The sequence below is a fragment of the Vibrio sp. D420a genome, assembly GCF_030248625.1.
Classification (GTDB): domain Bacteria; phylum Pseudomonadota; class Gammaproteobacteria; order Enterobacterales; family Vibrionaceae; genus Vibrio; species Vibrio fortis_A.
Window position 1 is genome coordinate 1 of the sequence record NZ_JAHGAN010000075.1, and the last position, 11726, is coordinate 11726.

The 11726-nt window shown below is 45.5% G+C and carries 9 protein-coding genes and 1 tRNA gene; 1 reads left to right on the forward strand and 9 read right to left on the reverse strand.

Annotated features, from left to right (window positions below):
• Window positions 1–119: 119 nt before the first annotated feature.
• The 8 genes from hflC to tsaE all read right to left on the reverse strand — a co-directional run bounded on the left by hflC (window position 120) and on the right by tsaE (window position 9524).
• The gene (gene hflC, locus KI743_RS23805) at window positions 120–1100 is read right to left on the reverse strand and encodes a protease modulator HflC (protein WP_032551492.1); all 981 of its coding nucleotides are present in this window, start codon (window positions 1098–1100) and stop codon (window positions 120–122) included.
• A 2-nt stretch (window positions 1101–1102) separates the two neighbouring features.
• Window positions 1103–2293 (reverse strand): FtsH protease activity modulator HflK, encoded by a 1191-nt coding sequence (hflK, locus tag KI743_RS23810; protein ID WP_285409151.1) that lies wholly within the window; start codon window positions 2291–2293, stop codon window positions 1103–1105.
• 27 nt (window positions 2294–2320) lie between these two features.
• A complete protein-coding gene (gene hflX, locus KI743_RS23815; protein WP_032551490.1) occupies window positions 2321–3628 on the reverse strand; it encodes a ribosome rescue GTPase HflX in 1308 nt (435 codons plus the stop codon).
• A gap of 44 nt (window positions 3629–3672) precedes the next feature.
• Window positions 3673–3933, reverse strand: a complete 261-nt coding sequence (gene hfq, locus KI743_RS23820) for an RNA chaperone Hfq (RefSeq protein ID WP_032551489.1) — start codon at window positions 3931–3933, stop codon at window positions 3673–3675.
• Window positions 3934–4126: 193 nt separating this feature from the next.
• On the reverse strand, window positions 4127–5059 hold the full coding sequence (miaA, locus tag KI743_RS23825; RefSeq protein WP_032551488.1) for a tRNA (adenosine(37)-N6)-dimethylallyltransferase MiaA: 933 nt from the start codon (window positions 5057–5059) through the stop codon (window positions 4127–4129).
• An 83-nt stretch (window positions 5060–5142) separates the two neighbouring features.
• On the reverse strand, window positions 5143–7302 hold the full coding sequence (gene mutL, locus KI743_RS23830; protein ID WP_285468520.1) for a DNA mismatch repair endonuclease MutL: 2160 nt from the start codon (window positions 7300–7302) through the stop codon (window positions 5143–5145).
• A 33-nt stretch (window positions 7303–7335) separates the two neighbouring features.
• The gene (locus KI743_RS23835; RefSeq protein ID WP_285468521.1) at window positions 7336–9066 is read right to left on the reverse strand and encodes an N-acetylmuramoyl-L-alanine amidase; all 1731 of its coding nucleotides are present in this window, start codon (window positions 9064–9066) and stop codon (window positions 7336–7338) included.
• Entirely contained in the window at window positions 9060–9524 is a 465-nt protein-coding gene (gene tsaE / locus KI743_RS23840) for a tRNA (adenosine(37)-N6)-threonylcarbamoyltransferase complex ATPase subunit type 1 TsaE (RefSeq protein WP_150872913.1), read from the reverse strand. The genes KI743_RS23835 and tsaE overlap by 7 nt, the downstream gene beginning before the upstream one ends.
• 233 nt (window positions 9525–9757) lie before the next feature.
• Here tsaE and queG point away from each other — a divergent pair, with 233 nt between their 5' ends.
• Window positions 9758–10921 (forward strand): tRNA epoxyqueuosine(34) reductase QueG, encoded by a 1164-nt coding sequence (queG, locus tag KI743_RS23845; protein ID WP_285468522.1) that lies wholly within the window; start codon window positions 9758–9760, stop codon window positions 10919–10921.
• Between the two features lie 702 nt (window positions 10922–11623).
• On the opposite strand, the gene KI743_RS23850 is transcribed toward queG, so the two are convergent.
• Window positions 11624–11699, reverse strand: a tRNA-Gly gene (locus KI743_RS23850).
• Between the last annotated feature and the right edge of the window lie 27 nt (window positions 11700–11726).

Here is an 11726-nt window from a genome sequence, read left to right on the forward strand (position 1 = left end):
CGAGATTCGAGAAGGATTGAAAGACATCTAGATTGTCGATACAAACTAAAAAGGCTCCCGTCGTGGGAGCCTTTTGCTTTATGTCTTAGCAGTACAAAGATTCAATTTAGCCTGTGGGCTTATTGAGGTTGTACACCTTTTGCGTTGTTCATGTATTGGAAGAAGTCTGTCTTCGGATCCAGTACTAGAATGTCGCTCTTGTCGCTAAATGATGATTCATAAGCTTGCAGTGAACGCATGAAGCCAAAGAACTCAGGATCTTTGTTGTAAGCGTCAGAGTAAATCTTCGCTGCTTCTGCGTCTGCGTCACCTCGAGTAACACGAGCAGTACGGTCAGCTTCTGCCAGCACTGTTGCTACTTCTAGTTCAGCTTGTGCACGAATTACTTCAGCACGCTCACGGCCTTGAGAACGGTGCTTACGAGCAACCGATTCACGCTCTGCACGCATACGCTTGTAGATCGAGTCACTGATGTTGTCTGGAAGGTTAATCTTCTTCATACGGAAGTCGACGATTTCCACACCTAAATCTTTCAGTGCACTTTCACGTGTATCCGCAAGAACGTTTTCCATGATCTTGTCACGCTCACCATCTACCTCTAGCGCTTCAGCAGCAGCAACCGTTGTTACTTCTTCGCTATCAGCAGAATCTGGCAGTACATCGTTATTACGAGGGCCTGATACGATTTGCTTGATTTCACGAGAACCGATTTCAGAACGAAGAACGTCTGTCACTTTACGCTCTAGAAGTGCTTGCGCTGTTAGTGCGTTACCACCACCCGTTGCTAGGTAGTATTGACCGAAGTCTTGAATACGCCATTTCACGTACGAATCGATGATCACGTCTTTTTTCTCAGACGTTACGAAACGGTCAGAACGGCCATCCATTGTTTGAATACGTGCGTCTAGTGTTTTCACACGGTCAAACAGTGGTAGTTTGAAGTGCAGACCAGGTTCGTGGATTCGAGAGATGTCATTGTTATCTTTCAATACACGACCGAAACGAATCACGATACCGCGCTCGCCTTCTGGAATCACGAACACAGACATCAACATCAGTGCTAGCGCAACAACCAATACAGGGATCATTAACTTACGCATTATTAGTATCTCCCTTGACGTGAGCTATCTGAACGAGACTGAGAGCTCGATGGCGTTTCAGTTTGAGTTTCTAGTTCAATCTGATCGTAAGTTGATGGTGCTTTAGTAGAGCGAGTGCCCGACTTAGAACCACCTTGAGCGCCTAACTTATCAATCGGTAGGTAAAGTAGATTACCGCTCGATTCAGAGTCAATCAGCACTTTAGATGTGCTTGAGTACACTTTTTCCATTGTATCTAGGTACAGACGGTTACGTGTTACTTCTGGAGCTGCTTGGTATTCAGGAAGTAGCTTTTCAAACTGAGCTACTTGACCAAGTGCACCATTGATAGTGCGCTCTGAGTAACCCACAGCTTCTTTCTTCAAACGCTCTGCACGACCTGTTGCTTTAGGAAGAATGTCATTTCGGTAAGCTTCTGCTTCACGCTCGAAACGCTCTTCATCCTCACGAGCCGCGATTGCATCATCAAATGCATCTTTAACTTGCTCAGGTGGACGAGCCGACTGGAAGTTCACGTCTACGATTAGGATACCCATGTCGTAGCTGTCGATAATGCGGTTCAATGTTTCTTGAGTGCTTTGACGAATCTGTTGACGACCGCTGGTTAGGATACTATCCATTAGCGAGTCACCAATTACTGCACGAAGCGCAGAATCTGTTGCTTGGCGTAAGCTGTCATCAGCATTCGTAACACGATACAAGTACTTGTATGGGTCTGAAACACGGTATTGAACACCCATTTCAACCGTTACTACGTTCTCGTCTTTAGTCAGCATGGTGCCAGAGGCACGCAGTGAACGGATCGCTTGAACGTTAACCAGCTGTTCATCGCTGATTTGGTCGATGAAACGTGGGTGCCAGTTTAAGCCCGGCTCTTCAATACGGTCGAACTGACCCAGTCGAAGTACCACAGCTCTCTCTGCTTCACCTACGGTGTAGAAACCCGCAAAGAACCAGATAGCGATAGCAATAACTGCGATGACACCAAAGCCAATCGCACCACCGCCACCAACAGATGAACCGTTGCCACCTTTTTTACCAAACTTGCCACCCAACTTTTGACTCAGTTTGTTAAACACTTCGTCTAAGTCTGGCGGTCCTTGATCTCGGCCACCGCGATTATTTTTATTACCCCAAGGGTCATTATCGCGGCCGTTATCGCCGTTGTTATTTCCAGGCTCATTCCACGCCATTAGAAAGCTCCATCATTTGATATGACGTTATACTGTAGCAGTCTCTGTGGTAACGATAAAGTCACCTAAGAGTGCCCCTTCTCTTTTTTCTAGTTTAGACCAATCCACTTGTTGCATTCGGATATCTATCAACAGGTTACCATTTTCATCATATTCTTCTTGTTGAATAGATTTCAACTGAAAAAACAGACTACGAATACGCCCCTGATGTTGAGGTGGAATGCACAGTCGATATTGAACCATTTGGCTTGCTAGACGTTCTGTCAGCGCCTCAAACAGTAATTCAATGCCTTCCCCTTCCATTGCCGAGACCCAAACAGCGCGTGGTGCGCCCTCTTCGTCTCGTTCAATGCGAGGTTTTTGGTCTTCCATGCAGTCAATCTTGTTCATGACTACAAGGGTTGGCACCTCATGAGCATCGATTTCTTCTAATACATCATGAACTGCCTGAATATTCTCACGAAAGCGGTCATCACTGGCATCAACAACATGTAACAAAATGTCAGCTTCCTGCGTCTCTTGTAACGTTGCTTTAAATGCCGCGACTAAATCGTGCGGTAGGTGACGAATAAATCCTACAGTATCTGCAAGGATTGCCGGACCTACATCAGTCAGATCGATTTTGCGTAGTGTTGGGTCTAGCGTTGCAAACAGTTGGTCTGCCGCGTAAACACCAGCACGGGTGATCTGGTTAAACAGTGTTGATTTCCCTGCGTTGGTATAACCAACAAGAGAAATGGTTGGGATTTCAGCTCGATTACGAGCACGGCGGCCCTGTTCACGTTGCTTAGCTACCTTAGCTAAACGACGCAATATCGCTTTTATACGGTCACGCAACAGACGTCGATCTGTTTCTAGTTGAGTTTCACCTGGACCACGAAGACCGATGCCACCTTTTTGTCTCTCAAGGTGGGTCCAACCGCGAATCAGTCGAGTAGAGATATGGCGAAGCTGAGCAAGCTCAACTTGTAGCTTACCTTCATGAGTTCGCGCACGCTGTGCAAAGATATCTAAGATAAGACCGGTTCGGTCAATCACACGACACTTACACAAGTGCTCTAGGTTACGCTCTTGGGCAGGAGAGAGGGCGTGATTAAAAATCACAATTTCAGCCCCAGTTAGCTGAACGGCTTGAGCGATTTCTTGGGCTTTACCCTCTCCGACGTAGTATTTAGGGTGCGGGGACTGACGACTACCAGTAATAACTTGTAGTGTTTCTACCCCCGCAGAGGAGACCAGCATTTCACATTCGCTTAGGTCTTCCCATTCACCCTCTTGCGTGAAGTTGATATGAACAAGTACGGCTCGCTCACCGGATTCATAACGGTCAAACAAGCAACCAACTCCTTATTACAGCTTTAGCTGTATTGATTGAACGATTAATCTTCAGATTTCTCTGAACGATCAGCTGGTGCACGCTCACCGCTATGGTGGCTAACTGCACGAGCAGGAACCACTGTAGAGATAGCATGCTTGTAAACCATTTGGTTTACTGTGTTCTTCAGTAAGATCACGAACTGATCAAAAGATTCGATCTGACCTTGCAGCTTAATGCCGTTTACAAGGTAGATAGACACTGGAATGCGCTCACGACGTAGTGCATTTAGAAATGGGTCTTGCAGCGATTGCCCCTTAGCCATTTTATTTTCCTTATTTTGTATTTTGTTGTAATTATTTAGCTAGTGGTGCACAAAAAGGTGCGGCCTTTGCATCTGAGCTAAACGAATAAAAAAACTCCGTTGTTATTGAAAGGCTGTAAGTTTAAAAAGCCTCAATAACGGATCCTTTCCAGAGTATATTCACGCAAAAGCGATCACATTATACACAGCTATGCTAGTCAGATGCTATTGCATCTGAAAGAGTTTCTAGCGCTTGTTCAATGTTTTCGCTATCTAACCAAGTCAAATCATCCCAACTGCGTAACCAGGTGATTTGGCGCTTGGCCAATTGACGGGTTGCACAGACTCCACGGAACACCGCTTCGTCAAGGTCACAATTCCCATCTAAATAGTCCCACATCTGACGATACCCTACGCAACGGATCGATGGTAGATCAGGATGAAGATCGTCTCGAGCGTATAACGCTTTCATCTCATCTTCGAAACCTGCCTCTATCATTTTCTCGAAACGCAGTTCAATTCGACGATGCAGTTCAGCCCTTTCCTTGGGAGCTATAGCAAATTGCTTCACACGAAATGGCAGGCTATCGCCCTTCGTTTGAGTTAGCTCTGTTAATGTTTTACCCGAAATTCGAAAAACTTCCAATGCTCTTGACAATCTTTGTGGATCATTCGGATGAATTCTTTCTGCAGATACTGGATCAATCTCTCTTAATTGATCGTGCATAACTTGCCAACCGTGCTCGTTAGCTTCTGCTTCAATCTGTTTACGAATCTCTTGGTCTGCCGCTGGTAAAGGGGATAGCCCTTCTAGCAATGCCTTGTAATAAAGCATAGTACCACCGACCAATAATGGTATTTTTCCTGCTGCAACGATGTCGTTCATCTCTTTGAGCGCATCACGACGAAAATCTGCCGCAGAGTAGGATTCACTTGGATCTAAAATATCGATCAAGCGATGAGGAGCAAGTGCTAACTCTTCTGCGTCTGGTTTCGCAGTACCAATATCCATATCTTTGTAGATCAACGCCGAGTCCACACTGATGATCTCTACTGGGAACTTCTGACGTAGGCGAATGGCTAGATCTGTTTTACCTGATGCGGTTGGCCCCATTAAAAACAGTGCTAAAGGTAGTTTCTGAGTCATGATATTTGTTTTTTGCTTCTCTGTTAGAGCGCTCTGTTTTTCAGAGCTTAGTGCTGCGCAAACTTACCGCGCAACTCAATAAATTAAACCGTAAATGCTGCAATGGTCGCTGAAAAATCAACTGGGTTTACAAACTCAGGGTCATCTAATGGAAGTAGACCGTGCCAGAGCTGTTCAAGTTCCCCAACTAATTGAACCGCTTCAGATAAAGTGTAGTCGCTTTTTACCTGCGCGGTTTGGACACCAATCCAATTAACCAACTGTTGCATGCTTTGAGCGTCGTTGGGTTGGATATTGAGCGAAGCCGCGTACGATAACAGATCTGGAATTAAAGTTTGTAAGTTTTGCTGCCTTAGAGGTGATGGCACTCCCATCACCATAATCGCTTCGCTGTTTCTGGCTTTAAGCTCGATGCCTAACAAGTTCAGTTGAGGGCTCAGTGTTTTCATCACCTCAACCAACTCACTACCAACTTTCATCGATAGAGGTACTAATAACGGCTGACTTTTCAAAGCGCCATGTTGGCTATTCAGTTGCCCCACCACACGCAAATATTCTGCTTTCGCCAGTGATAACAACAAGCAGCCATTTTTACTTCCCATCGCCAAATACTGCTGGTTCACCACAGTAATCGCTTTGCCAAGCTCGGCAATGATCGGCCTTTCAACCGGTGAGTGTTCGACTACAGGAGCTGCCCTCGACGATGAATCTTTTGAAAGCGCACTGTCGCTTGCGGTTGAGTTTGGAAACTCTGGTGTTTGCAGTAGCTCTTTGTAGGCTTTCACTTCACGCTTAGACGGTGCCGGTTCTGCATGATGTTGGTTCGAAGGCTTATCAGGTTTTGGCGCAGGACGAGATTCAATCCACTCCTGACGCGGAGAACCAGTAAAGCTGGTCGCTTGTTCAACTCGACCACCATAACCGGAACTTCGTTCGCCCTCTGATTGAGTGCCCGCTCTTGAGTGACTCTGGCTATAACTCGGTGCACGATCTTGAACCGACTCTTGAGCATGCTCTGATTCCGCTTTTCTTGGATAAGCAGGTGTCTTATCGATCGCCTCTCTTGCTCGCTCCGACGCTTGAGCAGCACCTATTGGCGAAGAGGGCCGTGAGGTTAGTGACGAAACAAAGGTATCAACACCCTCTGAGTGATTAACAGCTTCAGAGTAACCAGTGGCTTCATCACGCGATTCAGGCTCAACTTGGTGAAAAGCAGATTGATTGAGTGGCGCGGCTTCAATCTGTTTGGTTTGCGCCAATCCATCGCTTAACGCTTGATAGATAAAATCATGCACCAGACGCGCTTGATGGAAACGTACTTCGTGCTTAGCTGGGTGAACGTTGACATCCACTTGGTGTGGATCGAGCTCAATAAACAGCACGTAGGTGGCAAACTGATCAGGACGCAGGCTGGTCTCGTAGCTTTGACGAATCGCGTGATTGATCAGCTTGTCGCGCATCATACGACCATTCACATAGCAGTATTGCAGATCGCTCTGCTGTCTTGCACCTTCTGGCGTAGTAATCCAGCCATGGAGCTTGAGACCTTGATGCTCTAACTCAATCTTGAGCATATGGCGCACAAACGCATTACCACATACAGCCGCAATACGTTTTTCGGCTTGAATCTCCGTTTTCGCTGCACGGTATTGGCGCACCATCTTACCGTTGTGACGCAGGTTAATCGTCACATCGAAACGACTCAAGGCAATGCGCTTTAGCAGCTCATCAATATGAGTAAATTCGGTTTTTTCAGTACGCAAAAACTTACGTCTTGCCGGTGTATTAAAGAATAGGTCTAAGACTTCGACGGAGGTGCCGATTGGGTGTGCAGCTGGCTGTAGTTTTACCGCCATGTCACGCCCTTCACTGTACGCAGCCCACGCTTGGTCTTGCGTCGCTGGTCGAGAAGTCATGGTTAAACGCGCTACCGAGCTAATACTCGCGAGCGCTTCACCACGAAAGCCAAGGCTCACAATCGCTTCAAGGTCATCTAAGGTATGAATCTTTGATGTCGCATGTCGGCTTAGCGCCAGCCCTAACTCATCTTTGACGATGCCTTTACCATTATCACGAACACGAATCAGCTTAGCGCCGCCCTTCTCGATATCAATGTCGATTCGGGTTGCACCAGAGTCCAAACTGTTCTCCACCAACTCTTTAACAACCGAAGCTGGCCTTTCGACCACTTCTCCGGCTGCAATTTGGTTAGCAAGACGCGCTGGTAATATCTTAATCGTCATAATGGTTCTCTACTCGCTCTGGCTCTCTACTCATTATTTGTGAGGAATCACCAATACTTGCCCAACGGCTAAGCCGTCAGAACGCAGTTTGTTTGCCTTACGAATGCTGTCTACCGTCACCCCATATTTAGAGGCGATCTTACCAAGGTAGTCTCCGCGCACAACTTTGTGTTTGCGTAGTGGTAGTGCCTTAACGCTAATGGTGACCTTAAGCTTTTGACCGACTTTTAAGACGTCAGATCTTAGGTTGTTCTCGCGCTTGATTGCTGAAACAGTCACACCATATTTATTAGCGATACCACCTAAATACTCACCACGCTGAACCACATGAGTCACCGTGCGTCGTTCAACATTGTTACTTGTGCTCTGGTTAGCCCCTGGAACCTTCAACTTCTGGCCAATAGCCAAGCTTGTGGATTTTAGGTTGTTCATCGCTACCAAGTTTTGAGTGGTAGTTCCGTACTTCTTCGCAATCACTGACAGTGATTCACCGCGCGACACCTTATGAGTAATGCTAGAAGCGACTGGAGCCGGTGTAGGCCTTGCTGTGTTAGATAGCACTATTCCTTCTGGAGGGTTCGCTTTCAGGTATTTCACCACCGCGGTTGTAATCGCGGTCGCCAACTTATCTTGATGTGAGCGCTGGAAAAGCAGTCTCTCTTCTGTCGGGTTTGAGATAAAGCCCGTCTCTACCAACACCGAAGGAATTTGTGGTGAGCGTAATACCGCTAGACTGGTGTTGATTGGCTTACGGTTATGCAGCTTGGCCACTTTGCCCATCTCAGCCAGGATTTCCGTTGCCAATTTATAGCCCTCTTTCTGAGAGTGACTAAATTGTAGGTCTAACAGAGTTTGGTTAACGTTCTTATCATCAATGTTATTGGTGAAAGCCGCACCGCCGCCGCCCAAGAGCTCCGATTGTTTCTCTTTGTTCTCAATCCAACGGGAGATTTCCGTGTTAGCACGACGAGTATTGAGTACGAATACAGAACCACCACGAGGTTGGGGTGTTGTGAATGCGTCTGCGTGAATCGAAATCAACAGATGAGCTTCATTTTCACGAGCAATCGCAACACGGCGATTCAAGTTAACAAAATAGTCGCCATTTCGCGTCATACGAGTCTTCACACCCGGTACCGCATCTAACTTAGCGGCGACTTTGCGCGAAATGCTTAAGACCGTATTTTTCTCGTATTTACCAGACGGTCCAATAGAGCCAGGGTCTTCACCACCGTGTCCAGGATCAATCACGATCAAAATGTCTTTTTTACGCTGAACTTGATCAATGCTCTTACTCACTGTTGAACTGCTCGAAGAGCTTGAGCTAGACGATGATTTTTTCATTTCACCATGTGGAAGATCGATCACCAAACGGTGGCCATATTGCCCACCCGGCGTCGGGCTCAATTTGAAGATTTCAGCTTTGGTAGATTTCTTCAGCTCAAACACTAAACGGTAGGTTGTTTTCTCTGGAGGAGAGCTCTTGCGAATCTTTTTTAATACAGGGCTATCTGTAACGGTGACCGGTAATTTGGTCGCGAGATTAGTACGTTTAAGATCAACCACCAAACGGTTGGGGCTGGTCAAAGTAAAATAGCTAAAATCGGCTTCAGACTTTAGATCAATAACAACTCGGGTTTCTTCAGGGGAAGGCCACACACGTAGCCCTTTTAAAGAGTTCGCAGCAGCAAGGGAAGAAAACAGCAATGAGAAAACAGCGGCCATCATGGCCACTGTGGAAAGAAGGCGTTTAGAAATCAACATAACTCCAACTGACTAAGTAAGCGTTGTCCATATTCACTGTTAGCGGTTAAAGAGACGACTCGGTGATCATCTTGGTAACGGATATCGATATCAAGATCAGCTTCTGGCAATAGACCTTCACCCTTCTCTGGCCACTCAACGAGGCAGATAGCGTCAGGAGTAAAGTAGTCACGAATACCCATGAACTCTAACTCTTCAGGATCAGCAAGACGGTATAGATCGAAATGATATACCTGCCAATCTGCCAATTGATATGGTTCAACCAGAGTATACGTTGGGCTTTTTACATTTCCTTGATGACCAAGCGCTTTTACAAAGCCACGACTAAATGTCGTTTTACCTGCGCCAAGATCGCCATGCAAATAGATAGTAGTTTGCTGTGAGCATAGATTTGAAAGCTCCGTCCCCAGTTGAATCGTTGCTTGCTCATCTTTCAAAGTAAATTGTTTTGTGCTCATGAATACGTTCTCTAAAAATCGATCGTTGACTATATAAAAATCAAAAGAACAAGAATAGTAAACCGTGAAGGTTTTGAGAGACAAGCATTCAAGTGTAAGTAATATGAAAAATAGCGATGAATTTGCCTCTGTTCTGGTCAACACTATTAAGATCCGTTAAGATCCGCCCCCATTTTCGCTCATGCCAAGATATAAACTGATTACCAGGCTATGAATAAAGTTGCGACCAAGCTATGAATCTAGACCACCTTGCTGAACAAATTAAAACTTGGGGACAAGAACTCGGCTTCCAAAAAGTAGGCATTTGTGATGTCGACTTAAGCGAACATGAAGCAGCTTTACAAGCTTGGTTAGATGCTGGTTACCACGGTGATATGGATTGGATGGCACGCCATGGCATGATGCGCGCAAGGCCTGATGAATTGCACCCGGGTACAGTACGAGTGATCAGCGCTCGCATGAACTATCTACCACCTGAAGCTCAATTCGCGACCAACCTTGCAGACAATACCCAAGGCTATATCAGTCGTTACGCTCTGGGCCGTGACTACCACAAACTGTTTCGTAATCAGTTAAAGAAGCTCGGTCAGAAAATCGAAAAAGAGATTGAGGGTTTGGACTATCGTCCATTCGTCGATTCTGCCCCTATTTTAGAACGACCTTTAGCCCAAAAGGCAGGTCTAGGTTGGACGGGTAAACACTCGCTCATTCTCGATCAAGAAGCAGGTTCATGGTTTTTCTTGGGCGAGTTGCTAGTCAATATTCCACTACCTGTAGATGAACCGAATACAGAAGAGTGTGGCAAATGCACTGCTTGTATGACTTCTTGCCCTACTGGTGCCATCGTGGAAGAAGGTATTGTGGATGCTCGTCGCTGCATCTCTTACCTGACTATCGAATTCGATGGTGTTATTCCGCTCGAGTTTCGTGAAGCGATTGGTAACCGAATCTATGGCTGTGATGACTGCCAATTGGTTTGCCCTTGGAATCGACATGCAGATGTTAGTAAGCAAAGCGACTTTCATCGCCGTGAAGCATTCCAAGATATCGACCTAGTAACACTGGCAAGCTGGGATGAGGCGACCTTTCTGAAAAAGATGGAAGGTTCTGCGATTCGACGCATTGGACATACGCAATGGCTGCGTAATTTATTCGTTGCGATGGGTAATGCGCCTTTCCAACAACGCATCATTGATATTTTAGAATCTCATTTAGGTAATGATGAGATGCTCGACGAACATATCCAATGGGCGTTAGAAAAGCAGAATCAACAGTTGCCCAATGCAGTACAAACTGCCCTTTCAACAATCTCTCCTCAAGAGTCTGTGAATAAGATTGAGAGCAAGAAAAAACGACTCATTCGAATTGTAGAGAAAGGCCTTCCAAGAGACGCTTAGTGTATTCACCATGAATATCAGTCGCTAAGCTCGATACACCAAGGTTAGCGGCAAAATGACGGTAAGCTGTTTCATAGAATTAAAGCACAATGTTTGACCTTGTTCTCAAAATTTATAATGTGGAAAAGAAATTAATTTCCCTCAAACTTTCCACATAACAGCAAAGTTAAACACAGTTCGGATAAATGACCAAGATCAATAAACAACAAGTTAACGATCCTTTTAGCCACCTACCCAATCAAACAAAAACAATTAAAAACAACAACTTAAAATAAAATAGAACAATTTAGAGAAATTATATTAGGAAGGATCTTTTCAGTAGCACTTGAGGATTAAGGCTGAAATAACTTTATCAACCAAGTTATCCACATAAGACAAAGTGTGGATAAGTCTGTTTACAGATATGAAAAACCTCAGATATCTTCTTTAGAAACCTGATAGTTATTAGCATTCCATTAGCTAAGACAAATTTGAGACAAAAAAATATCCACCAAGTGTATTGGAGGATTGATTTCTTTTTAAGGGATGATGCTTCGCAGCATTAAAGAAAGAGCTTAGGCTTACAGCCTATATCCAAGCTAGATAGCTTAGAAAGAAATTGGAGCGACACACGAGGTTCCCGCTCTTCAAGGCTTAGGCGTGACCTCAACCTTGGCAAGGATTGCACTCTACTAGAATGCCCTTTATGTACAACTCTAAAAATGGAGCGACACACGAGGTTCGAACTCGTGACCTCAACCTTGGCAAGGTTGCGCTCTACCAGCTGAGCTAGTGTCGCATAAGTTAATCGCCAATGCGCTTAACT

What these genes read in the sequence shown, in the direction of transcription:
- hflC (WP_032551492.1), bottom strand. Translation starts at nt 1,100, where the DNA reads ATGCGTAAGTTAATGATCCCTGTATTGGTTGTTGCGCTAGCACTGATG.
- hflK (WP_285409151.1), bottom strand. Translation starts at nt 2,293, where the DNA reads ATGGCGTGGAATGAGCCTGGAAATAACAACGGCGATAACGGCCGCGAT.
- hfq (WP_032551489.1), bottom strand. Translation starts at nt 3,933, where the DNA reads ATGGCTAAGGGGCAATCGCTGCAAGACCCATTTCTAAATGCACTACGT.
- miaA (WP_032551488.1), bottom strand. Translation starts at nt 5,059, where the DNA reads ATGACTCAGAAACTACCTTTAGCACTGTTTTTAATGGGGCCAACCGCA.
- mutL (WP_285468520.1), bottom strand. Translation starts at nt 7,302, where the DNA reads ATGACGATTAAGATATTACCAGCGCGTCTTGCTAACCAAATTGCAGCC.
- KI743_RS23835 (WP_285468521.1), bottom strand. Translation starts at nt 9,066, where the DNA reads ATGTTGATTTCTAAACGCCTTCTTTCCACAGTGGCCATGATGGCCGCT.
- tsaE (WP_150872913.1), bottom strand. Translation starts at nt 9,524, where the DNA reads ATGAGCACAAAACAATTTACTTTGAAAGATGAGCAAGCAACGATTCAA.
- queG (WP_285468522.1), top strand. Translation starts at nt 9,758, where the DNA reads ATGAATCTAGACCACCTTGCTGAACAAATTAAAACTTGGGGACAAGAA.